General features: G+C 63.4%; 16 protein-coding genes. 6 read left to right on the forward strand and 10 right to left on the reverse strand.

Features of this window, described 5'->3' with window-relative positions; translation table 11 throughout:
• Positions 1 to 58: 58 nt before the first annotated feature.
• The 4 genes from L2Y96_RS10635 to L2Y96_RS10650 all read right to left on the reverse strand — a co-directional run bounded on the left by L2Y96_RS10635 (position 59) and on the right by L2Y96_RS10650 (position 10,684).
• Positions 59 to 5,245: an autotransporter domain-containing protein gene (locus L2Y96_RS10635; RefSeq protein ID WP_247336635.1), complete on the reverse strand. Its 5,187-nt coding sequence runs from the start codon at positions 5,243 to 5,245 to the stop codon at positions 59 to 61.
• A 137-nt stretch (positions 5,246 to 5,382) separates the two neighbouring features.
• Positions 5,383 to 8,361: a TonB-dependent receptor plug domain-containing protein gene (locus tag L2Y96_RS10640; protein WP_247336638.1), complete on the reverse strand. Its 2,979-nt coding sequence runs from the start codon at positions 8,359 to 8,361 to the stop codon at positions 5,383 to 5,385.
• 352 nt (positions 8,362 to 8,713) lie between these two features.
• Positions 8,714 to 9,658, reverse strand: a complete 945-nt coding sequence (locus L2Y96_RS10645) for a hypothetical protein (RefSeq protein WP_247336641.1) — start codon at positions 9,656 to 9,658, stop codon at positions 8,714 to 8,716.
• A gap of 129 nt (positions 9,659 to 9,787) precedes the next feature.
• Entirely contained in the window at positions 9,788 to 10,684 is an 897-nt protein-coding gene (locus L2Y96_RS10650; RefSeq protein ID WP_247336644.1) for a LysR substrate-binding domain-containing protein, read from the reverse strand.
• Positions 10,685 to 10,794: 110 nt separating this feature from the next.
• On the opposite strand from L2Y96_RS10650, the gene L2Y96_RS10655 reads away from it, so the two are divergent.
• The 4 genes from L2Y96_RS10655 to L2Y96_RS10670 all read left to right on the forward strand — a co-directional run bounded on the left by L2Y96_RS10655 (position 10,795) and on the right by L2Y96_RS10670 (position 14,062).
• On the forward strand, positions 10,795 to 11,361 hold the full coding sequence (locus L2Y96_RS10655; RefSeq protein WP_247336647.1) for a DUF4865 family protein: 567 nt from the start codon (positions 10,795 to 10,797) through the stop codon (positions 11,359 to 11,361).
• Positions 11,362 to 11,383: 22 nt separating this feature from the next.
• The gene (locus L2Y96_RS10660; protein ID WP_247336650.1) at positions 11,384 to 11,767 is read left to right on the forward strand and encodes a tautomerase family protein; all 384 of its coding nucleotides are present in this window, start codon (positions 11,384 to 11,386) and stop codon (positions 11,765 to 11,767) included.
• A 129-nt stretch (positions 11,768 to 11,896) separates the two neighbouring features.
• On the forward strand, positions 11,897 to 12,589 hold the full coding sequence (locus L2Y96_RS10665) for a hypothetical protein (RefSeq protein ID WP_247336651.1): 693 nt from the start codon (positions 11,897 to 11,899) through the stop codon (positions 12,587 to 12,589).
• A 168-nt stretch (positions 12,590 to 12,757) separates the two neighbouring features.
• On the forward strand, positions 12,758 to 14,062 hold the full coding sequence (locus L2Y96_RS10670) for an OprD family outer membrane porin (RefSeq protein ID WP_247336654.1): 1,305 nt from the start codon (positions 12,758 to 12,760) through the stop codon (positions 14,060 to 14,062).
• Between the two features lie 65 nt (positions 14,063 to 14,127).
• Here L2Y96_RS10670 and L2Y96_RS10675 read toward each other — a convergent pair whose 3' ends face one another.
• The 4 genes from L2Y96_RS10675 to L2Y96_RS10690 all read right to left on the reverse strand — a co-directional run bounded on the left by L2Y96_RS10675 (position 14,128) and on the right by L2Y96_RS10690 (position 20,103).
• Positions 14,128 to 14,586, reverse strand: coding sequence for a DUF4242 domain-containing protein (locus L2Y96_RS10675; RefSeq protein ID WP_247336657.1), 459 nt, complete (start codon positions 14,584 to 14,586; stop codon positions 14,128 to 14,130).
• 112 nt (positions 14,587 to 14,698) lie between these two features.
• Entirely contained in the window at positions 14,699 to 17,296 is a 2,598-nt protein-coding gene (locus tag L2Y96_RS10680) for an ATP-binding protein (protein WP_247336659.1), read from the reverse strand.
• A gap of 88 nt (positions 17,297 to 17,384) precedes the next feature.
• The gene (locus L2Y96_RS10685; protein WP_247336662.1) at positions 17,385 to 17,738 is read right to left on the reverse strand and encodes a nickel-binding protein; all 354 of its coding nucleotides are present in this window, start codon (positions 17,736 to 17,738) and stop codon (positions 17,385 to 17,387) included.
• A gap of 160 nt (positions 17,739 to 17,898) precedes the next feature.
• Entirely contained in the window at positions 17,899 to 20,103 is a 2,205-nt protein-coding gene (locus tag L2Y96_RS10690) for an alpha-L-rhamnosidase-related protein (RefSeq protein ID WP_247336664.1), read from the reverse strand.
• Between the two features lie 83 nt (positions 20,104 to 20,186).
• On the opposite strand from L2Y96_RS10690, the gene L2Y96_RS10695 reads away from it, so the two are divergent.
• A complete protein-coding gene (locus L2Y96_RS10695) occupies positions 20,187 to 21,104 on the forward strand; it encodes a DMT family transporter (RefSeq protein WP_247336667.1) in 918 nt (305 codons plus the stop codon).
• Here L2Y96_RS10695 and L2Y96_RS10700 read toward each other — a convergent pair.
• Both L2Y96_RS10700 and L2Y96_RS10705 read right to left on the reverse strand, forming a co-directional pair.
• Positions 21,097 to 21,987, reverse strand: a complete 891-nt coding sequence (locus tag L2Y96_RS10700) for an alpha/beta hydrolase family protein (RefSeq protein ID WP_247336670.1) — start codon at positions 21,985 to 21,987, stop codon at positions 21,097 to 21,099. The two genes, L2Y96_RS10695 and L2Y96_RS10700, sit on opposite strands and share 8 nt — an antisense overlap.
• A gap of 10 nt (positions 21,988 to 21,997) precedes the next feature.
• Complete coding sequence (locus L2Y96_RS10705; protein WP_247336672.1) at positions 21,998 to 22,516, reverse strand: GNAT family N-acetyltransferase; 519 nt, start codon at positions 22,514 to 22,516, stop codon at positions 21,998 to 22,000.
• A gap of 167 nt (positions 22,517 to 22,683) precedes the next feature.
• Between L2Y96_RS10705 and L2Y96_RS10710 the strand changes: the two genes are divergently transcribed.
• Positions 22,684 to 23,178 (forward strand): DUF2878 domain-containing protein, encoded by a 495-nt coding sequence (locus tag L2Y96_RS10710; RefSeq protein WP_247336675.1) that lies wholly within the window; start codon positions 22,684 to 22,686, stop codon positions 23,176 to 23,178.
• Positions 23,179 to 23,210: the final 32 nt, after the last annotated feature.

Here is a 23,210-nt window from a genome sequence, read left to right on the forward strand (position 1 = left end):
AGCCGTGCGGGATATCACCCGCACGGCTCACGTCGGCGTGCAGCGCGCGGCCGTCACGTCAGAAAGTCGTGACCCACCGTGCGGACACCATCTTCGCCTGATCGCGCTGCCCAGACTGGTAGTCGTACCCAAAGTCCAGCGATGTCCGTGCCGACAGATTGGCCTTCAGCCCTACGTTCAGCACGCCGCTATAGCGCGACAGGCCAACGCCGACCAGCGGCTGCCACTGCTGAAGGCCGACGAAGCTCGCCTCGAAGACATCGCCACGCGACGCCAGCGTGCGTTCGAATTGCGCGCTCACCCGGAAATCCAGTGCGCGGCCGCCGCCGAAGTCCCAATGCCGGCTGGCACGCAAGCCAGCACCGGCCTGCCACCGATCCAGCGTTTGCGCGTTGGCCTGCAGGCCGAACCCACCGGCCCCCTGCTCCGCGAAGCCGTCGCGACGGATATTGGCGTACTCCGCGTTGACGAACGGGATGATGCGCGTGCCGGCCCAATCCAGGTTCAGGCCGGTCTCGCCGTACGCGACGCTGTAATCGCCGCCGTACTCGGTGCCGACACCCTGGGCGCTCACACCGAGGAACAACTGGCGATTCACATCCTGCTGGAAGTGACCAAAGCCCACGCGCCCCTGCGTGTACCAGTTGCCGTTGAACGCACCGGCGTAAATCATGCCCTCGGTGTTGCGGCTGCGGTTGTGGTCCGAGCTCTGGTCGAGCTGCTGTTGACCCTGGCTTTGGCCGAACGCAAAGCCCGCCACGCCGGAACTGCCAATCTGCTGGTCGCTACCGACCATCCAGCCATTCAGCTGGAAGCCGACGGCATCGTAACCGGTACGGCCCATGCCACCGCCCATGCTTAGGTTGCTCGTCCACATGCCGACGCTGGACTTCTTGCTGAGCAGATCATCGAAGTGATCGGACAATGCGCGGCTGGAGGCATCGATGGCTTCGAACGTCATCGCGGCGCTGGCCGCGTGCAGCTGGCCGGACAGGCTCTGCAGCGAGGTCTGCGCAGCCTCGACGGTCGGCGCCTGCTGGAACTGCCCCGCGGCCTGCACGTACGCCGTCGGCACCTCGGAAACCGTGCCGGTCGCGATCTTGCTATCCAGTTGCGTAAAGGCGCTCTGCACGCGCTCGGCACTAGCCATTGAGGCGCGGGTCATCACAGCGCCGCGACTTTGCATGGCTGCGGTGATATTCAGGCCCGTCGTATCGAGCCACACGTTATTGGCGTCCTGGTGAATCGTATGGGATGTAAACACCACGCCGCTATCCACGACCAACGGTAGGAAGGCGCCGGTGACCCCACCTGCAGCCGTCAGGACGGTGGTATGCGTGTCGCTGGTATAGCCCGTATCCGCGCCAGTAACTTCTAGCGTGCCTGCGAGGTTCGCCGTGCCGGCTACCGAGAGCGCGCTGCCGAGACTCACCGCCAGCGTGCCGCCAGCTGTCTGCGTGAAATTGCCGCCCACGGTGGTCGTACCGCCGTGTACCGCGACCTTGCCGCCGTTGGTCAGGCTGCCATTGACCCCGGGGACGCCATCAAGGGTGCCGCCAGCATTCGTGGTCACGTTCCCTGGCAAGGCCTGCGTCGCGCGCAGCGAACCCGCGTTGATCGTCGTGTTAAGGACATTCCCCAGCGGGTTGTTGTCCAGGATCCATGTGCCGCCACCATTCTTGACCAGATGGCCGGCGAAGGTGGTCGCCCCAGTCACAGCGCCGGAATACGACTGCGTTGTACCCACGCCGCCATCGAGCGTGAGCGACGACTGCGCGTTAGTTCCGATCTTCAGCGCACCATGGATGGAGCCGCCGGATACCAGCGTAATGTCGTTGACGAGGCCCGGGTCCATCTGCACGTCGCCGAGGATGGTGCCGGCATTAGTGAGGGTGAACTTACCGTCGGATCCCCAGCTGCCAACTCCGGGATAAACCGGCACGTAAATGGCGCAGGCGAACGAAACCGAACAATCGCCGGTCGACGCAGCCGTGGTTTCGATCGTCGAGCCTGCACCGTTGTTGACCACGCCGCCGAATGTAAGATAGATACCGGTCTTCGATCCGGTGATCTTCGCGCCGTTCGTGTTGTTGATCGTAGAGACTGCGTGTGCGTCGAACAAATTGTATGTCGATACGCCCGTCACGGCCGAAATGATGCTCCCGCCATCGTTATTCAGCGTGCCTGCGTTTTCCAGCGTGACACCCTTGCCCTTGCCAATGATGGAGCTGGCGGACAGGTTGTTGATCGTGACGTTTTCACCGGTCGAAAACACGCCATTGCTCACGGCGAAGTTGTACGGCGGATTATCGGACCCCGACGTGATCATGCCGCCATGGGTATTGTTGAGAACGGTGAATGTGCCAGTGACGCCATCATCAGTTACGCCCGAAATCGTGGCGCCGTCATTGTTGACGATGCCGCCCGAATCGACGCCGACCGCGCCGCGGATGATGGCGCCCGACGTGTTGGTCAGCGTGCTGTTGGCGCCCAGGCCGAGCGCGGCGCCGACGTAACCGAATACGGGCACCGTCTCAATGATGCCGCCATCGTGGTTGATCACCGTGGCCGCGCCACCACTCAACGCATTGAAAGGGTCGTTGAAGTGCACGAGCCCCGCGTTATCCAGCGTGGCACCGTCGTTCAGGAGGATATAGGCAGCGGTCGCGCCGCGATCGATCTGCAGCGTGGCATGCGCGAGGTTACCACCGACTAACGTCCTGAAGCCGAGCGACGCGCCACTCGCCAGCCGCAATGTGCCATCCGTAACGGAGGTCGCAGCATAAAAAGCGCCGCCGCCGCTGGCCGTGCTGGAACCCGTGTATGTCAACGTATTGCTGCCGAGCTTTATAAACCCGCCGCTGCCAGAGATGTTGCTAGCGAAGGTCTGATCATCACTTCGGTTGAAGATCAGCGTTCCGTTATTGACGACGTTCCCGACCAGGGAGCCCGTCGTTCCGCCATCGCCGATTTGCAGCGTGCCGGTGGTGATCTCGACGCCACCGGTATTCCGAAAGTCCCCGGTTAACGTCAGCGTCCCCCGGCCCGATTGAGCTACAACGCCGCTACCGGTGACCTGGTTGGTGAAGGTCACATTATCGCTACGCTGAAAATTGAGCGTGCCGTTGTCAGTAACGTCGCCGACTATCCAGCCATTCGAATTGACACCCGTGCCAAGCGTGAGGGTGCCTGCACTGATCAGCGTCCCGCCGGTATAGGTGTTGTTGCCGTCAAGACTGTACTCGCCTGTATTGGTTTTGATCAGCTTGCCACTGCCGCTAATGACACCGGCAGTACCGGTATAGGTGCCCACGGGGCCCGTGTTGAGGATCAAGGTGCCATTGTTGACAATATCGCCAAGAATCGCGGCCGTCGTTGCACCATTGCCTACCTGCACCGTGCCCTGGTTGATGAAGAAGTTCGAGGATCCGACGTAGTTGGCCAGGATCAGTGTGCCGGTGCCAGCCTGGGTGACGGTGCCCGTTCCGTGGATGTTGCTAGTGGAAAGGTACGTGTCGCTGCGGTCGAAGATCAGTGCGCCGTTGTTTTCGATGTCGCCCGCGATTGAGCCCGTGGTGCCGCCGTTACCCACCTGCAAGGTGCCGGCGGTGATGGTTGTCGGCGAAAGGTAGGTGATGCTGCCGGTTTCGCTGAAGCTCCCGGTCAGCGTGAGCTTTCCGGCGCCATCCTTGGTCAGCGCGCCGGTGCCGGTCACCGTGCCGCCGAAGACGACATCGTCGCTACGATTGAAGGTCAGGTATTGGTTATTGACGATGTTGCCGGTGATCCAGCCGCTCGTGCCGCCATTGCCAACCTGCAGGGTGCCATCGCTGATCGTCGTGCCACCGGTGTAGGTGTTGTTTCCGGCCAGGATGAGCGTGCCTTCTCCGGCCTGGGTTAAGGCGCCGGTACCGCTGATGGCTCCGCCAAACGTCACGACATCGCTGCGGTTGAAGGCAAGGATGGCGTCGTCGATCACGTTGCCCACGATCGACCCGGTGGTCCCGCCATGGCCGAGCTGCAAGGTGCCCCCAATAATGAGGGTGCCGCCGGCGTAGGTGTTATCGCTTCCAAGGATCAGCGTACCCGCGTCGCTCTTGACGAGACCCGCATTCCCCGTGAGCGTGCTATCGATCGTGGCCGTATAACCCGCCCCATCCGCGCTGCCATCGCCAACGCGGATGACCGAATGCGTCGGATCGCTCGCACTGCCATCGAGATGCAGTGCGTCACCCTGGACAACATAGCCATTGGCAGCGAACTGCATGCCGCCGACATGAACATCGCCCTTGCTGGCATCCACCGTGACCGTGCCGGGCGCCCCCTGGAACACCGCGAACGCGCCGCTGGTGAAGGCCGCATTGGCCGCGCCATTGGCATCGGTCCAGTTGGTGTTCGCCCCTGCGGCGCCACCCTGCCATGTCCCGTTGCCACCCTGGATCGCGTGGTCGTTCTTCGGACCGGCATCGCCATCCCAGAAGCTGACCGCCATACCCTGTGTATTCACGAGGTTGACCTGGTGCGAGATCGCGGTCTGCACGAGCACGCCGCTGGGCGTGGTGAGCCCGTTATCGACCAGATTCCCGCCGATATTGAAAAGACGGGTCACGCCGGGCCCAAGCAGCCCACTGGACGTAGCGTTGAGTGTGAGCGAGCCGTCCAGGGTGAGGTTGCCCTTGATCCAGACGCTGTCGCCCACGTCGTAGGCCACCGTGGCGCCGGAAGCCAGGCTGAGGTCTCCGTTGATCGCGAGCGTGCCGGCCGTGCCGTAACTGCCTGGCGCAAGGGTGCCGCCATCGGCAACGCTGACCGCGCCGCCCACGATGCCCTTGCCACCGAGCGTTGCGCCAGAGGCCACGCTCGTCGCACCGGTGGCCGCGGTCTGGTCGCCGTCGATATAGAGGCTGCCGGCCTGCACCTGGGTGGTACCGGTGTAGGTATTCGTGCCCGAAAGGGTCAGTACACCCGTGCCGCCCTTGATCAGGCCATCGGTGCCGCCGAGAACGTCCGCACGGACCTGGGCGCTATTGGCGGCCACGTCGATCTCGCGCCCCGCCGGCGTGGTGCCGCCTGTCGAGGGAGGGGGCGATGAGGGCTGTGTGGGCTTGACGTTTCCTCCACCCCCACCGCCTCCGCAGGCCGAAAGGCCGAGTGCCATAGTGACGGCGAGCGTCAGAGCGCCCAGCCGGAAACCTGCGCTGGCGGTCACGCGACCGGCCACGCCTACACCTTGCGATGCTTCCATGTATCCCCTCCCCTTGGTGCGGGCATAGTGCCGCAACGCTGGAAGGGGCGCTATATGCAATGCCGCATAGGTTCGCGGCTACGGGGCTGGCCCCGGTGATGCCCGGGGCCAGCCCTTTCCTGCACGGACGGGGCCGGTCAGTCCAGCTTGTAATCGAACGTCAGGAACATCTCGCGTCCGTTGTACTCATCCGCGGTCTGACCGGTCGTGACGAATTCAAACCCGCCGGCGTAATACGGAATGGCGCCGACCTTGTTGAAGATGTTCGACACGGTGAACTTCAGATGCGTCTCCGGATTGATCTGCACGCCGATCGAGCCATTCCATGTAATCCACACCGGCGTCCTGCCCTTGTAGGTCGTATCGGCCACCGTGACCTGCTGGCCATCCTGCGTGACCTGGCAGATGCCGGTGGCGATCGTCTCTCCACCGTTCGGTACCGTGACCATGCCGGGCTGGATGCCGTTGGGCAGCACGTTGCAGCCGTCGTAGTTCGGGGCACGCATGCTTCCCTCGCGCACGCCCGAGATCGAGACGTTCCAGATGCCCTTGGTCCAGTCGCCGATCCAGGTCACGCGGCTGGCGACGTTCTGGTAACGCGTGTTCTGCAGCTGGTCGGATGCCAGTACGCGCTGCTTGTACGAGAGGTTGTCGGTGTAGTTGATACCGGCGCGGAAATCGCCCCAGTTATCCGTGTGGAACTTGTAGTCCAGCGAGGCATCGATGCCGCCGACGTAAAGCGACGCTTCGTTGATCGGTCCCGACTGCACGGAAATGATCTGCCCCGTGGCGTCGCGCTTCACCATCTGCGTGACCATCTGGCAATACGCCGATCCCGCCACATGCGCCGTGTAGGGCGAAAGCCCGGACGTGCCGTTGGGTTTGAAGCCTGTGAGGCAGCCTGCTTCGTCGTTCAGCACCGTGCCCTGGTCGAGATACTGGATCGCGTTATCCACGCCCATGTGCCAGTAATCGGCCGACACAGAGAGGCCCTGCACGCCCGGGATCTGCCACACGAAGCCGTAGGTCCACGAGTGGCCGGTCTGCGGCAACAGCAGGCGGCTACCGTTGGTGTAAAGCGTGTAGTACTGCGAGGTGGGGCGCTGCACCTGGTTACACCAGGTGTTGTTGTTCTGGCCGCCCTTGATGGCGTTGATGCATTGCAGGGGGTCGATGTAATCACCCACCGGCGAGGTCGACCCCGTCAGGTAGATGGCCTGCATGTCCGGCGCCTTGAAGTTGGTGCCGTAGCTGCCGCGCAGGAGCAGGCCGTCGTACGGCCGCCATTCGATACCCGAGCCCCAGGTGCGGGCGATATCCGCACTGCTGGCGTCGTTGTATTTATCGAGGCGGCCGGAGATCGTCCAGGTCACCGTATCGAGCACCGGCACGCGGAACTCGGTGCCCAGCGAATAGCGCTGGCGAGTGCCGCCACCCGTGAGGTACGCGCCAAACGGATTCTGGAAGGTGGCCGGATCCGCGCCGCGCACATCGGGCGAAAGCTTGAAGCCGTTGTGCGCCGCTTCCAGTACGGCCGCCCAGCCTACCGATTCATCCACCCAGGGGAATTTGAACAGATCGCCATTGACGCGAAGCTGTGCCTGGTTGAGCCAGGAGGAAGAGGTATTTTCGCCGTTCACCGCAAACTGGCTGTACTGCTGTGGCGTAATCGGATTCCACCACTGCTGCCAGTTCATGGCGTAAATGGGTAGGCCGTCGGCCGTGGTGCCGTGCTGTTGGCCGAGGAAGAAGTTGTTCATGGCCTGCGCGTTGTAGCCGGTGAAATCCTCGCGCACGATGTATTTCTGGCTATTGAGGTTCAGGTCCCAGTTGAAGCGGCCGTCGAAGACGGTGCCACGCAGGCCGGTTTGCAGGTTCCAGTTCTGCTCGCGGTCATGCGTATTGGCCGAGGTACCGATTTCCTGCGCGGTCAGCTGGCGGATGGCCTGGTTGATCACCTGCCCCGTGCTCTCGTCGTAAAACTTGCCGGTGCCGAACACATTGAGCTGCGTGTTGGAGATGCCCACGGTCTTGTACAGCGCAGCCGAACCATAAAGCTGCAACCCGTTGCTGAAGTCATATTCGCCCGACACGTAGCCGTTGTTGCTACGGCTTCCGGGCGTCAGTACCCAGTTCTGGAACAGCGCCGGTTGTGAGCAGTAATAACCGTTATTCGTAACGCCTGAGATTTGCGTGCCATTCGTGGTCACGGTATGCGACTGGCTCAACTGCGAGTTGGTGAACTTGCCGCAGGTGCCAGAGGGCGGCGTGATGTATTGGCCATTGCCGTCCATTGCGGAAAGCGCCACGGCGCCGGCCGCATCGTATTGATACCCAAACATGCGGGCGGCCGGGCCCCAGGCACCATAGCCGGCATCGGAGACGGAATCCTGGTACGGCCGATCCATGCCCCATAACGCCGTGCGATTGGATTTTTCCAGGTTGTAGAGCACGTGCCAGTTGCTGCCCGAGCGGCCGCCAAACAGGTTGATGTCGCCGTAGGCGCGGCCGCCGCGCGTGGCACCGCCACCGGTCACCTGCAGGTCGTCGCCCTGGTAGTTTTTCTTCAGGATCACGTTCACCACGCCTGCGACGGCATCCGATCCATAAATGGATGAGGCGCCGGAGGCGAGGATCTCGACATGGTCGATCATGCCGGTGGGCAGGTTGTTGTAGTTCTGGAAGTTGCTTTGCTTGTTCAGCGGCTGCGGGTAATCGACGATACGGTGACCATCGATCATCAGAAGGCTAAAGCCGGGGCCGAGGCCGCGCAGGTTCACCGAGCGCGCGTTGACCGAGCTCGAGCCCCACGAGGCGGAATCCGAAATCTGTTGGCCGACCTGCGGCAGTGAATCAAGGAACTCCCACAGCGTGGTATAGCCCTGTTTCTTGATGTCCTCGCCCGAAATACTGATAACCGGCGCAGGCCCCTCAACCTCGACGCGCGGAATCATGGAGCCGGTGACGGTGACCGCTTTGAGTTCGACGGCCTTGTCAGGCGCGTCAGATGGTTTGCCGCCCGCTGGCGTGGCGGATTGCGCAAGAACATGCGGCGCCCAAAGCGCGAGCGCAACCGAACTGGCGATCATCGCTCGCCGCAAACAAATGCTTTTCATTGAGTCTCCCCCCGCGGGAGCTATCGAACTGGTGAGTGTTGCCGAGCCTGCTCACTTCCCCCTGCCGCCCCGCGCGGCCTGACCGCGAAGCAGTGCATATACGAATTTCAAGTTCATATATGTCGAATAGCCTTATAAGCCGAAATTAAACCGATGCAAGTTGCGTTGCAGCACGGTTTCAGCGTTCCTGTGCGGCGGCGTGGCGGCAATCTTTCGCGAGGCTTTCGCCAACCTTTCGAGGCGAGATGCGCGGCGGGCAACGAATGCTCTTGTAGGAGCGCGCTTGCGCGCGATGGGTGCTCGCGGCAAGCCCCTATCGCGCGCAAGCGCGCTCCTACAGCAGCGGGGATACTCAGTCGCTGGGCGTCAGGCCGGTATTGAGTGCGCCGGCGTAGCCTGCGGAGAGGGTGCCGCCGTTATAGGTTTTGCCGGCGACATCGTCGTAGAGCCACAGGAAGGCACCGGTGATACCGCACTGCCCTTCCCAACTCGCAACGGTGCTTTGTGCCGAAGGCACGGAGACACCACCCGCAACGGCGGTATCGGCGACGCCCGGATAGACCGGAATCCCGCCAAAGTCCCAGCCCGAGCATGGGTTGTTACCGGAGCCGCCGGAGTACGTCTGCAGGTGCACGCCATCGATGGTGCCCGGCCGTTGCTGGTTAACCTGCGAAACAACGGTCGTCCAGTACGAGCTATTGGTGTACGGATCAGGCATCACGTGGAAGCCGAGCTTGCCGAGCATCACGGAGAAACTCACCGTCGACGCGACGTCATAGCTATTTTCGTCATCGAGATCGATCGCGTCGATGGACGGAATGGCCGCCTTGAGCGCCTGGAAGTTCTTATACAGCGTGCTGGAAGAACTCACGCCACCGCCGGTACCCGTGCTGTTGACCAGCGCCTTGATGTGCTGGAAATCGCCAACGTTGGACGAGCCAATGCTGAAGGTAATGCGTTTCACCCCGGCCGACTTGAGGCTGGCGAGTGTATTCGCGAAATCGGGGTAGGTTTGCGCGCCGACATACGCGCCGTTGGAAACGAGCGGGAACTCGCCATTGAAGTTCAGGTCGCCATTGGCGGCCACCTCGACACTCCACACAATGACTTCATTGAAACCGGACGATCCGAGCTCGCTGACAGTACGGCTGGCGTTCTTGTAGATGGGCCCGCCACCGAAAATGCCTACATAGCCGGTGGATGCCGCGAACGATGGCAGGGAGGCCATCATGCCTGTGGCCGCGATGGCCATTCCGATCATGATCCGTGCACGACGAAAGCGAAACGAACTCAGCATGATGCATCTCTCCGTGGGGTGTGGGATGGACATCTAAGCGGCGTTGCCGCTGCCATGCTGGCCACGAAGGCACATCATTGCTGTGACGTGTATCGCGATACCCGGGTTGCAGGTGCAACCATCCGTGCGTCAGTTTTTACGACCGGCCATGGCGCCGAGCGCATCATGCAAACGCTCCTTGATCATCGTGGCCAGGCGCTCGCCAGCGACACTCTTCGTCGCGTGGCTCGAATACAGGGCAAGCCCTAGTGCAGGCAACGGTGGTAGCGAGTGTTGCTCGGCGTCGAGCACCTGCACGCCGGGCGGCAAGCCGAGTTCGGTGCGCACACTGAGCCCCCAACCGGTTCGCACCGCAGCCCATGTGCCTGCAAGGCTCGGGCTCGTGAATGCGATACGCCATGGCCGATGCGCGTAGTCCAGCGCATCGATCGCCGCGGCGCGCATCAGGCACGGGGCATCGAGCACCACGAGTGGCATCGGCTCATTCGAGTCAGGCGCGTTCGCTCCCTCGGCGGCAATCCAGCGCATGGCCAGCGTCGTGATGTGCTCGGCATGGATCGAACTCGCATCCGTCTGCCAGGCGAGCGCCATGTCCAGCCGCCCCGACCGCACGCCATCCAGCAGTGCCGTGTTGCGCGCCAACTGCACCTCGATATGCAGCCGCGGATGCGCGCGCCGGAACAGACCCAGCACCTCGGGCAAAACGCTTTCGCCGAAATCCTCCTGAAGCCCGAGGCGGACGCTACCCGCCAGTTCCGTGCCCTGCATGGCACTGGCCGCTTCGTCGTTCAGATCGAGCAGGCGGCGCCCGTAAGCGAGCATGACCTCGCCCGTTTCCGTGAGCGCCAGGCCACGGCCGGCCTTTCGCAGCAGCGGCGCATCCACCTGATCCTCGAGCTTCTTGAGCTGGGCGCTGATCGCGGAGGTGGAGCGTCCCAGCCGCTCCGCCGCCTTGCTGAAGCTACCTAGCTCCACGCCGGTGACGAAGCTGCGGATGACGTCGAGGTCGAAAGTAAGCCGGCTCATGGCGACATTCCTGGATTTCGGGATGATAAGTTCTAAACTTTCCAATTTTCAGAACGATCATCGGGGCGTAGGCTGGTTCCGTCAAGCCATCTTCTCCGGAGCCGCGCACCATGATCGCCATGCAATACCGCATCCCCCTACCCGCTGATTACGACATGGCGATCATCCGGCAGCGTATCGCCGAGCGCGGCCACCTCACCGATAACCTCGAGGGCCTTGCGTTCAAGGCGTACCTGCATGGGCGCGTCGATGCGTCTCGCACAGGCAGCCAGAACGTGTACGCGCCGTTCTACGTCTGGCGGGACCCCCGGGGGCTCAGTGAGTTCCTGAGTGGCCCGGGGTTTGCCGCGGTGGTCGCCTCGTTCGGGCGCCCTGTGGTGCGCACCTGGGCCGTGTGGGATGCGGAGTTCTCCACCGATCTCTCCGCGGCGACGTACGCCACGCACGATACCGCTGCGATATCGCCGCAAGCCTCCATGGACGAGACGCGCCGGCGCGAACAGAAGCTCGTGCGTGCCGCACTCGACCAGGGGGCGGAAGCTGCCGTCTCCGCGTTCGATCCAACGACGTGGACACTGATGCGTTTCGCCCTCTGGCGTGACGCCTCTGCCGCCCATGACACCCCGCGTGCCGATGCGTATACGGTCGGCCATATGTCACAACCGAAGCTTTCCTGATTACCTGACCGAGGACACCCCCATGCCACTGGTTCGCATCGACATTCGCCGCGGCAAGTCCGCTGAATATATCGCTGCGCTGAAGGACGGTATTTATGCCGCCATGCGCGAGAACTTCCAGGTGCCCGAGAACGATCGTTTCATGCTGGTTAGCCAGTACGAAGCCGAGGAGTTCGACTATCACCCGTCGTATCTGGATATCCAGCGCTCGGATGATCTGGTGATTGTGCAGATCACGGCGAACAACACGCGGGGCGTTGAGCAGAAGAAGGCGTTTTATCGGGCCGTGGTGGACAAGCTGGTGGCGAACCCAGGGGTGCGGCCCGAGGACGTGCTGATTAACCTGGTGGAGACGGCTAAGGAGAACTGGTCGTTCGGGAATGGCGTTGCGACGTATGCGACGTAGTTTTTGCAGTAGCCGTAACCGAGGATAGGTGGAGTGGATCGCGCGCAAGCGCGCTCCTGCATGGGCGTTGTGCACCGGGTGGGGTGGCATGCGTTACGAGGGGGGCTTTCCTTCTTTCGAGATGTGCCCATGTCGTTTCGTTCGATTCGCCTCGCCTTCCCTACCCTCGTCGTTGCTACCGTACTGCTTGGCGGTTGTGCGTCGAATCGATTGCTGCCTTTGAAGGCGGCGCCCCTGTCGCCCGTGGACCTGAGCGGGCAATGGCAGCTGGATCCTTCACAGAGTGAGGATCCGGCGACCAAGATGGCGTCCTCGGGAGGCGGCGGCCAGATGGGCGGCGGCCGGGGTCATGGCGGCCACGGCGGCGGCATGGGTGGCATGGGCGGTGGCGGTGGCGGTTTCGGCGGCCACGGCGGCGGTATGGGCGGTGGCCAGCATGGTGGCGCCGGTAGCGCGGCCGGTGCGGCGGGTGGCCCCGGCGGCTTCTCGCGGATGATGCCGTGGCCCACCAGCCTGACCCTTGCCCAGGATGCAACGACGCTGCATGTCACGAGCGATGGTGCGAGCCGCGATATTCCTCTCGTATCACCCGGCTCGGAAGATAATCACCAGCCCGCAACTGGCTGGTATGAAAGCGAATTCGTGACCGAATCCGGCGGCGCGAAGGGCCGCATGCAAGTGACCCAGCGCTATTCCCTATCCGCGGACGGGCACCAACTCTCCATCCGCACGGATATCGCGATGAAACAGCGTTCGGAGCCGGTCACCATCTGGCGCGTGTTCAAGCGCGTGCCGCCCGGCACGGTTCAGCCCAAGACCTGAGCCGGCGCATCCACGCGACGCGCGTTGGCCAGAAGCGTGACGCAAAGCAGTTATTCGGCAATAAAAGACCACCAGATGTAACAATTTGATTAAAGTCCCCGGCTTGGCGGCCGATAGCTGTCTAAGCAGATTAAAAGCTTCACCTTTCAAGTCAGGGATTCAATCGAAATGTCTAAGTTGGTGCGTTTCAGCATCCTGGCCTTGGCGTGCTCCAGCGCCGGCCTTCACGCTGAAGATTTTTTCCGGGATGGTTCGATTGACGGCGAAATTCGTCTCTATCGTTTTGATCGTAATTACGATAATCAGGCAACGAAGGATCAGTTCGCTAATTCGCTGGCCGGCTTCCTGACCGTCAAGAGCGGCGTGGTCAATGGCTTCAGCGCCGTCGCCACCGGTTTCTCGGCTCATTCCTTCGGCACCCAGCAGCGCGATACCGCCCGTATCGATGCATCGCTCATGGGCCCGAACAACGTCATCGATGGCTTTACCCAGGCCTATGTCCAGTACGCCAATCCGTTCATGACGGTGCGCGTCGGCGACCAGTACCTCAATACGCCGTGGATGGGCCAGTCGGATACGCGCGCCATTCCGGCGTCGTACCAGGCGGGCCTGCTCGATTTCCGCCCGGCCAAGGGCTGGGACGTCTACGTGATCCGCGTGCTTCGCTGGAAGAGTCGTACGTCGGATGGTTACAACGACGACAACCTGTACTACCCGTCGACGTACCACGGCGACACCATGTACGGAAATAACGGCTCGCTCACCGGCAACCCGCATGAGCAGAACGGCACCACGGCGATCGGCAGCACCTATGCGACCGGCCCGATCAAGGCGCAGGCCTGGTACTACAACTTCGAGCACTTCGCGCAGACGGGTTACGTGGAAGGCACGTACACTGCGCCGAAGATGGGCGCGGTGACGCCGTTCTTCAGCGCGCAGATCGTCCGCCAGACCAGCGGTGCCGAGAACGTCCTGGTGGACACCCGCACGAAGGTGCTCGGCGTTGCCGGCCAGCGCGTGGATTCCCGCGCCTGGGGTATCGATACCGGCGTGAACGTCGGCCATGCGAAGTTCGACTTCTCGTACAACAAGCTCAACAGCGATCGTTCCGCCGTGGGCCTGGGCTCGATCATCTCGCCGTACAGCGCCAACTACTCGTCCGATCCGCTGTTCACCTCGTCCATGCTGCGTGGCCTGGTTGAGCAGGGCCCGGGCCATGCGTGGAAGGCTCGCGCCGCCTACAACCTGTTCCAGGACCAGCTGCAGCTGGTGGCGTCGTACGCGCGTTACGACACGGTACTGCGTGGCGTCGACCACGAGCTGTACACCGACATCATCCTGAAGATGGATCGTTGGGTGAAGGGCCTCCAGCTGCGTGACCGCTGGGAGCACCCGGTAGGCGGCAAGAACAACCTCAACCCGGGCAACATGCCGTGGTCGAGCAACCGCCTGATGCTGTCGTACAAGTTCTAAGCATCATCGCAAGTCCCGGCCTTCCTGCGTCCCCACGCAGGAAGGCCGGTTCCTTCGGGTACGGCTCACACCGGACCGTACTTCGAGGGAAAGTGCACGTTCTCAGCCGGCTCTGCGCCGGCGACGCCACGAAGGCGCATGGCAAGGTGCTTGAGTATGTTCAGCGCCGTGGTCGCCGCCAGGTAGCTGAAAGGTAGCCACGGTGCGCGAAGACGCACGCGAGCGGACGATTCCTTTCCCGACTGCGACACCCCCATATAGAAATAGGGATCGAGTACCGAGACCTCGGTGATGCTGCCTACGGGTAGCTGGTTGCGCCGCCCCACTTCGCGAATCGCTTCAGGACTGGGCGCGTCGTAAACGCAGAACGACAGGCTGCGATCACGGCTCACGTAGGAATGCACCCAGGTCACGCCCTCTTCGGCGTTGGTATTGACGATCGTTCGGCAGAGGCGGTCGCCCGCTTCATTGATGGGCAAGTCCAATCCTTCTGGGAAGGCGCGTTCGACGATGTAACGGGGCATGGGGAGTCTCCTTGTGGGTAGGCAGGTCGCGAGACCGAGCTGCAACACCAGCCTACGAACGCCCATGCCGCGCGGCATCGGGAGGTTCCCCCGGATTGCGCGCGCACACCCCTCAGTTTTCGTCCATCAACCCCAGCCGCCAGGCGGCCGCCACCGCCTCTCCGCGCGAACCAACCCCCAATTTGCGCAGGATGGCGGAGATATGGTGCTCAACGGTTTTCTCCGAACGCACGATGCGCTGCGCGATCTCCGCGTTGGACAGGCCCTTGCCCAACAAACCCATCACGTGACGCTCGCGGGTGGTGAGTCCGGCCGGATTGGCCGCGGTGGTCGCCCTGGGGCCGCGGGTGATACCGCGCACGCCGGCCTGGCGCAGTTCGCCACGACATAGATTGACGATGGCGCTTGCGCCCAGGGCTTCGAAGATCGCCAGGGCCTCGAGCTTGCTCGCTTCATCGCCATCCCAGAGCGCCATGGCGTGCATGAAAGGATTGCCCAGCCGCGCCCATGTCGCCGCCGCCGAACGCCAGTCGCCGCGCCGCTGCATCGTGTATGGATTGGCAGGATCTTCGTAACCGCCCTTCCCTTCGCCGAGTTTCCAGCACCAGAAACCCAGTTCGCCGTGCTCACGGCGGTCTCCCAGTTCGCCTGCCATATCGTAGGCGTAACGCACCCAGGTATCGGCCAGATGCGTTTCGCCGCGCAGCCAGGCTGCCTCGGCGCGTGCGATCGCCACCGGCGCCAGGCGCTGGATCTCGCCCGTATTGCTGGCCAGCTCGGTGGCTTCATCAAGCAGTTCGATCGCGCCCTCGTCGCCGCGGCGAAGACGGATACGCGCTAGCACCGCCATCGCGGGGATGCGCGATACCGGCGCCGCCGCGTCCCGGTAGATCAGCTGGCTGGCGATCTGCACGGCATCGTCCCAGCGGCCCAGTTCGAAGGCGAGGCGCGCCTTCCATGCCGAGACGAAATTCGCCCAGGCGTGCAGGTCATGATCCGCGAAGTAGTCACCGGATTCCTCGATCTTCCGCGCCGCCTCGGCGTAATGCCGGCCAGCGATCGCCGTGCTGATCAGGTTCGAATAGGCCCGTGCGACGTGCTCGCCGAAGTCGTCGTCGAGCGCGATGGCCAGGCTTCGCTCAAGCAGCTCCCTGCCCTCGACGTCGCCATGGGCCAGCATGGCCGTGCCCACGTTATTGAGGGCATGGCTAATCACCTCGTCGTCTTTCAGCCGCTTGGCGAGCTCGAGGGCGCGGGTGCCCCATGCCACGGCTTCGCCCGTACGTCCGGCATGCATGTAAAGCTGCGATCGATTGCTCAGGGCCCAGGCAAATTCGCTGTTTTCATCGAGTTGCTCCAGTAACGCCACAGCGGCGTCGGCGTACGCTTCCGCTTCGCTGTTACGGCCGACGAACCAGTGCAGCCGCGATAGCCAGCGCAAGGTGCGGCCCTCCTGCGTGGGTTCGCCTAACTCGCGCCAGATCGCCAGCGCCCGCAGGCTCGCGATCGTGGCTTCCTCGGCCTGGTCGGTGAGGTAGCACTGATAGGAGCGCCGCCCAAGCAATTCGGCCTGCTCTCGCAGCGGGAGTCGTGCCGCGTACATCAAGGCGACGCCGTATAGCTTTGCCGCTTCGCTATGCGATCCGTGGGAGATCGCCTCCGCGGCAGCCATGGGCGCGTATTTCAGGACGCCTGCGGCGTCGGCCGCGCCGGCAGCATGGTGCACGAGTCTCGCGACCGGTACCGGCTCCGTATCCGCCAGTGCCTCGAGGCGCGCAAGGACGCGCGCGTGCAGGCTGGTCGCGCGAGGCGTGGCGAGCGCTTCTTCCATGGCGATGCGGGCCAGCTCGTGGCGATAGGCGTACCAGCCATCTTCGAAGGTGAGCAGGCCTGAAGCCAGTGCGGCGGCGATATCATCGGCCGAAGGGGCCAGTACGGCATCCACCGTCGCGATGTCGATGCGTGACGGCACGATCGCTACCAGGTCGAGCAGCGCGCGCACCGATGGCGACTGACGGGCTGCACGCGCAAGCACGGCATCACGCACCGTGGCGGGTACGCCGTCAGTGCGCAGCACTTCGGCGAGAAAGAACGGGTTGCCTCGCGTCGTCGCGAAAATGCCGTGTGCATCGGCGCCGAGTTGACGCGCCATGCTCTCGGTGCCCTCCTCGGTGAGCGGGAGCAGCGGCACGCGGATTACCGCATCGGCCGGCAAGTCGCCGAAGACCGTTTGCAAGGGGTGGCGATCGCCCAGCTCGTCGTCGCGATACGTCAGGAGAATGAGTGCGCGCAGGGGCTGGATGCGCCGCGCGAGGTACTTCACAAGGTCGAGCGTCGCGGTATCCGCCCAGTGCAGGTCCTCGAGGATAAGCAGCGTCATGCGCGGCGATTTCTGCAGATCCTCGAGTACGGCATGAAACAAGCGTGCCCGGTGCCCATCGGCACCGAGCATGCCTTGTACCTCCGCATCGAACGCGGTGGCCATATCGTAAATAGGGCCGAGGGGCCTTGGCGAAAACAGGGCTTCGCAACTACCCCAGAGCACGCGATCGCCATCGGCGCTGCGATCGCGCACGAGCTGGCGGACGAGCGCCGTCTTGCCGATGCCCGCTTCGCCGCTGACCAGCACAGTTAATCCCGCGCCCTGCTCGGCACGTCCAACCGCATCATGTAGGCATTGCAGGGCGTGATCGCGTTCGATGAGTTCCAACGTGTCGGCTCTCCGGAACCTGCCCTATTTTCGCACCGGGCAGGTTCCAAGCGAGTGTGGCGACGTGCCGCAGTTGCAGCTATTTGCCTTAGGCGATCAGGTAGCTGAACGGAAGCCAGGGCGTACGCAGATGCGAGGGCGGTACAGTTTTACGCCCTGATTCGCCGATCCCTAGGTAAAAGTACGGATCCAGTACAGATACCTCGGTGATGTCATCGATCGGTAGCCGGTTGCATTCGCCGGCCTGCAGGATCTCATCAGGGCCAGGCGCATCGTAGACAAAGAAGGCGCGTGTGCGGTCACGGCCAACGTATGACTTTACCCATGTAACGCCTTTTTCCGCGTTATTACTGATGATTTTCCGGAAGAGATGGTCTCCCTTCTCATGAGTCGGGAGATCCATGTCGCTAAAAAACGCTTGTTCGACGATGAAACGAGGCATGCGCGTTCTCCAATTTGTCATACAACTCGGACTGAGCTGCGGTGCCAGATTATGCGGATGCGTCTCGCTCTCCATCGGGGAAACCCCCCAGATTGCGGGGGGCTATCCCTAGGATTCGAAGCTATCGAACGTAATAACGATCCAGATCAATTTTTCTGCGCTAGTTAGTGCTAATCGAGCGAATTTCCAGCGCCTGGATATCCGCCTCGTTGACCGGGCCCGACTCGCCACCCGCACCCTCCGTATAGGAGGAAAACTTCGCCAGGTCGCTCATATTGAAGCCACGGCGAAGGGCGATCGTGCAGGTTTCCCCGGCTTTTGCCGTGAACCGGGCTAAGGTCGAGCGCTGTACGCCTTCGCTGTGCGCCATCACCAGCACGCCAGATTGCACGGCGCGCTCACCGCAAGTTACGTCGGCAAACTGCACCGATGCGGTGATGCCACCATCGGTGTCGCCGTGCTTGTTCGCGTACCACGTGGCGAGATCGTACGTGCCCGTGCGTGGCGCGGCGAACGTCCACGGACCGGTACCCGCGATGCGTTTTGCCATGCCGACGCACTGCTCGCGCGTCGGCATGGATTCGATCCCATCGGCGATAGCCGTTGCGCTGACACACTGCTGGTCTTGCCGGTCGGCGAGTTGGAGCGGCGGCGCGCCTGCCGGATAAAGCTGGCGGACACCGTTGACGTAAAGCGCCCCGGGGGCCGACGAGGTAACGACATGGCCCTTGCCCGACGCATGGATCGTCAGCGTCGGTGTTACCGGCGCGTAGACAGGAGCGCCTTCCTTCAGCGGGATATCGGCCACCTTGATGGCCTTCAACGTGACCGTGGTGGTGTCGCCTTTCACCGTATGCTTCGCCGCGACCAGAAGGTTGCCATCGAGCGACGCTGGCCGCTGCATGACAATCTTGCGTCCGCCGAGATTCAGGCTGATCGACGGCTTGTCGCCGAACAACATCGGTACCAGCGTGGTGGGCAGCTTGGGCTCGATCTCGCCGTTGTTTTCGAGGCCGAAGACGCCCTCCACGACCATGCCGAGGTAACCGCCCACGGACCAAAGCTGGTTCGGCGAGTTGATCACCGGGCCGCTGTGCTTGCCGTCCTCGACATGGATGGTCTGCGAGAGCATCTCGAAGTTCTCCATGTTCGAGCCGCTGAGCGCGGCACCACGGATGATGGAGCGGAGCTGGTGTTCGATATGCACGGGGTCATTGACCGTGCGTGCGGCGCGCAGCGCGTACCCACTCACGAACGGCCAGATGGCGCGATTGTGGTAGATCGCTTCGTCGTGGCGTTCGGGCCAGATCACCGGCGTACCGGTGGGCCAGCCTGGATAGCCCGCAATGATGCGCCGGGCGCGTCCGGGGGTGGCGATGCCACTGGTGATGGCCAGCGATTCGCCGAGCAGGTCGTAAGTGTCGAACGGCATCGGCGTGATATCGCCGCCGATATAGCTCATATAGAGGCCGCGGTCCTCACGCCAGAAGTGCTTGTTGATCGCTGCCTTCAGGGCCTCGGCCTGGGCCGCGTAAGTCGCCTTGTCGGCGCCCTGGGCGCGGCTGGCTGCCATGCGCAACGCTTCGTAATGGAGCACGTTGGTCGACAGCGCAAACGACTGCGCGATGAAGGTGACGTCCTTTGCGGCCCACGCCGGATACGTCTGGTCACGCCAGTCGAGGAACGAGGTCTCGCCACGGTAGAGGCCTACGTCTGCGTCGTAGGTGTAAAGGCGCTCCTGCGCGAGGGTGTCCACCAGGGTCTGGCCGAAAGTCTCGTTGAATGCCTTGTCGTCGAGCAGGCGGCTGGCACCGATGAACCACACCATGCGATCGGTACTCACCGGCCAGCTGCCGCCCGAGCCCGTATCCTGCATGACGAACTCGCCAGGCTTCACGCTGCCACGCGTGGCCGATTGCTTGAAGGCTAGCGAGTTGCGCGAGCGCTGCGGATCGAATCGCCACAGGCCGAGATCCAGGGCATAGGACAGATCGCGCGTCCACACGTACGACCACTTCTTACCCGTGGCGAAGCAGGAACAGCCGATGGCCGCGCCATGATTGAAGCGCCCTTCGCGAACCGCCTCGACGGAATCCACCTTCGCTTCGTCCTGGGCCAATGCAAACAGGCCGTTGAACAACGGGCTGGCGGTGTCGGTTTTCCAGGCCTGCGGCGCAATCGTCTTCTCGCCCCCATCGAACTCCAGATGGAAGCTGCCGTCCGGCTGGGTGGCCATGGCGGCGTGGCGGTCGGCGAAGGTCAGCGTGTCGTGCCAGTCCGCCGGGGCGGCCTGTGCGGCAACGGTGAGCGGCGCGGCAAGACACGATGCGGCGAGCAGGCCATGGACCAGGCGGGATAGGGACAAGACGATCTCCTGTAGTTCCGGAAAGGTGCGCAACCTTTCGATAATAGGCCACTATGTCCGTTTGGATCTGTGGGTCATTAGGCATGCAAGACGGAAAGGCCAGCGCGGGCGCAGTAACGGCCCTGGGCGCTACTGTCGTGATCTGGGCGTTTAGCTGGATCGTGATGAAGCTGGTGCTGAAATACGCCGGGCCATTCGATTTCTCCGCCCTGCGCTACAGCATCGGCGCGGCGCTGCTCTTCGCGGTGCTGGTGGTCATGCGGCGACCGCTCGCGCCACCCCCGCTCGGTGGCACGATCGTCACCGGCCTTGCGCAGACCGCTGCCTTCCAGGGCCTGGGCCAGTTCGCACTGACCTCCGGCGGTACCGGCCATGTCGTGCTGCTCGCCTATGCGATGCCGTTCTGGGCGGTGCTGCTCGCCTGGTGGCTGCTGGGCGAGCGGCCGGCGCGGCGGCACTGGATCGGCCTGGGCCTGGCGGCTATCGGGCTCACTTGCGTGATCGCCCCGTGGAACGGCCTTGGCAATCCGGTCAGCACGATCTTCGCCCTGGTAGGCGGCATGTGCTGGGCCCTTGGCACCGTAACGAGCAAGCGCACGTTCCAGCGCTACAACCCCGATCCGCTCACGTTTACGGCCTGGCAGATGGCATTCGGCGCGGCCGGCCTGGCGATCGTCGCCTTCGTGGTGCCGCAGCGGGCGATCGACTGGAGCCCCGCCTTCATCGCAGGGCTCGCCTATTCCGTGATTCTTGCGACGAGCCTGGCGTGGACGCTGTGGCTGCTCGTGGTGCGCAAGCTGCCGACGGCCGTGGCTTCGGTCTCGTCGCTCGCGGTGCCGGTCATCAGCGTGCTCATGGCCTGGGTGGTGCTGCATGAAGCACCCACAGGCAGCGAGTGGCTCGGCATGGTTTTCATCGTGGCCGGCCTGGTGGCGGTGAGCGGTGTGCGCCTCGCGCGCAGTACACAAACACCGCCCGCTGGCGGGACAGGTGCTACTTGAACGTGGCAAGCCACGAGAGCAGCGCCTTCGAGAGCTCCGTACGCTGGTCGGAGTAAGAATGATCGGTCGGCAGGTGCAGGCTGGTGACCTGCGTGTCGCCCGCCTTGCGAAGCGCCTCGGCAAACGCGTCATCGTGCGCCGCCAGGCCGTCATCGGAGGTGATGACGAAGACGGGGCGGGTCTTCAGGCGATCTACGGTTGACGGAAAAACCCACGTAGCGGCGTGATCCGCCAGCTCCTTCGCCAGGCCATCGGGCGTGACGCCATGTAGTGGAGCAAGGCCTTCTTCCGCGAGACCTGCGCCCATTTTCTTCACAGCGGCCGCCTGCGTGGCTTCCTTCGCCCGCACGTCCTGGAACATGCCAGCCATGTCGGCGCCGGAAATCATGGCGATGCCCTTGATCGCCGGGTCCGCAGCTGCACCCTGCGTGGCCATGAAGCCACCCATGCTGTGACCGATAAGGACGATCTTTGACGGATCGGCGCGCAGCTTCGCTGCGTTTTCGGGCTTACGCAGGTAAGCCATCGCGGATGACACGTCCTCAATGCTGTTCGCGAACGAGAAGTTGCCCGGCGTGCCCCAGGAACCCCGGTAGTTGAAATACATCACGTCCCACCCTGCCCGGCGCATGTCCTGGGCGAGGTCGAGGTTGCGCTCGTTGCCGGGGAATCCGTGCAGAAGGATCACCACCGGATGCGGGCCCGTACCCTCGGCCACGTAAACCAGGCCGTTGAGCTGCGCGCCGTGGCTGGGGATCTGCATGGTGGCCATGGAGGCCTTGGTGCTTGCCTCTGGCGCGGCAGCTTGCGCGATCGTCGGAGAAAGGGCGGCGCCAAACACCAGGCTTGCCGAAAGGCACAGCGACAACATTGAACGTTTCATGGGGTTCCCCTTATGGACGCGTGAGCGTGTACATGCCGACGGGCTTACCGTTGAGATCGGTTTCGGTCTCGAACGACAGGCCTGCGCGTTCCGCCACGCGGATAGACGACGTATTTCCTTCCGAGATCAGCGCATGGACCCGCGGCTCCTGCCTTACCTCGAAGGCGTAGACCACGACGGCCTCGGCGGCTTCGCCAGCGAACCCCTGCCCCCAATGCTCGCGCCAGGTATTCCAGCCGATTTCCAGGCCCCCGGCGCCCTCTCGATAGAACGCGCCGATGCAGCCTACGGCCTGCCCCGTGTCGCGCCGCTCCATCATCCACCAGCCCGCGCCATATAGCGCCCACATGCCGGCGTGGGAATTGAACGTGCGCCACGCGGTTGAGCGGTCGGACGTGCTCAGGTGCACGGTGCTTGCGGGATCGGTGAGGTGCGCCACGAAGGCCTCGAAGTCCTCCCGGCGGTACTCGCGCAGGGTAAGGCGCGCCGTCTCCAGGCGCGGAACCATGGCGGTGAAAAGCTCGGACATGTCGTGGATCACCCTTGGGATGGCATCGATCAGCGCAGCCGTGCGGCATAAGCGCCGCGAAACCTGCGTGCCCTTGTGCCTGATCCGCAGTCTAGCCGCGTTTGCATCCCCGCGGCGCCCGTCTTCGTACATGCTGATAGGACCGCTTTCGTGGGCAACTCGTGGCGATGCGCTGGATCAACCTGATTTTGTACCAGGCGCTGTGGTTTGCGCTGGTGATCTGCGCGTCGCGGGGCGTGCCTGGCGGCGCTATCGCCGCCGCGGTCGTCTTCGTCGCCTGGCAGGTCGCCACGGGGCCGAAACCTGCCGAAGAAACCCGCCGGGTCCTTGCGGCACTCGTGCTCGGCACGGTGGTCGACGGCGTGCCCGCGTTGCTCGGCTGGTGGCACTACGCATCGCCATCCCCGGCGCTACCTGCCGGAGGGGCGCCACTCTGGATCCTGGCCCTATGGGCGTGCTTCGCCACGACGATCGATCGCTCGCTGCGGGTCGTGCGTGGGCGGCCGTGGTTAGCTGCTGCGCTGGGTGCGGTCGGTGGGCCGATGGCTTATCTGGCGGCTGCGCATGGGTGGCAGGCGGTGGTGTTCACGTGCTCGCCGGCGGTGTATCTGGCGTGGCTGGGGGTGGGCTGGGCCCTGGCTTTGGTGGTGCTTGCGCGGTGAGGCGGCGGCCCTCATTCGCGGGCCCATGTAGG

It is taken from the genome of Luteibacter aegosomaticola (assembly GCF_023078475.1).
Classification (GTDB): Bacteria; Pseudomonadota; Gammaproteobacteria; order Xanthomonadales; family Rhodanobacteraceae; genus Luteibacter; species Luteibacter aegosomaticola.

Excerpts from the sequence above, each read along its gene's own strand:
- L2Y96_RS10635 (WP_247336635.1), bottom strand. The coding sequence starts at position 5,245 with ATGGAAGCATCGCAAGGTGTAGGCGTGGCCGGTCGCGTGACCGCCAGC.
- L2Y96_RS10640 (WP_247336638.1), bottom strand. The coding sequence starts at position 8,361 with ATGAAAAGCATTTGTTTGCGGCGAGCGATGATCGCCAGTTCGGTTGCG.
- L2Y96_RS10645 (WP_247336641.1), bottom strand. The coding sequence starts at position 9,658 with ATGCTGAGTTCGTTTCGCTTTCGTCGTGCACGGATCATGATCGGAATG.
- L2Y96_RS10650 (WP_247336644.1), bottom strand. The coding sequence starts at position 10,684 with ATGAGCCGGCTTACTTTCGACCTCGACGTCATCCGCAGCTTCGTCACC.
- L2Y96_RS10655 (WP_247336647.1), top strand. The coding sequence starts at position 10,795 with ATGATCGCCATGCAATACCGCATCCCCCTACCCGCTGATTACGACATG.
- L2Y96_RS10660 (WP_247336650.1), top strand. The coding sequence starts at position 11,384 with ATGCCACTGGTTCGCATCGACATTCGCCGCGGCAAGTCCGCTGAATAT.
- L2Y96_RS10665 (WP_247336651.1), top strand. The coding sequence starts at position 11,897 with ATGTCGTTTCGTTCGATTCGCCTCGCCTTCCCTACCCTCGTCGTTGCT.
- L2Y96_RS10670 (WP_247336654.1), top strand. The coding sequence starts at position 12,758 with ATGTCTAAGTTGGTGCGTTTCAGCATCCTGGCCTTGGCGTGCTCCAGC.
- L2Y96_RS10675 (WP_247336657.1), bottom strand. The coding sequence starts at position 14,586 with ATGCCCCGTTACATCGTCGAACGCGCCTTCCCAGAAGGATTGGACTTG.
- L2Y96_RS10685 (WP_247336662.1), bottom strand. The coding sequence starts at position 17,738 with ATGCCTCGTTTCATCGTCGAACAAGCGTTTTTTAGCGACATGGATCTC.
- L2Y96_RS10695 (WP_247336667.1), top strand. The coding sequence starts at position 20,187 with ATGCAAGACGGAAAGGCCAGCGCGGGCGCAGTAACGGCCCTGGGCGCT.
- L2Y96_RS10700 (WP_247336670.1), bottom strand. The coding sequence starts at position 21,987 with ATGAAACGTTCAATGTTGTCGCTGTGCCTTTCGGCAAGCCTGGTGTTT.
- L2Y96_RS10705 (WP_247336672.1), bottom strand. The coding sequence starts at position 22,516 with ATGTCCGAGCTTTTCACCGCCATGGTTCCGCGCCTGGAGACGGCGCGC.
- L2Y96_RS10710 (WP_247336675.1), top strand. The coding sequence starts at position 22,684 with ATGCGCTGGATCAACCTGATTTTGTACCAGGCGCTGTGGTTTGCGCTG.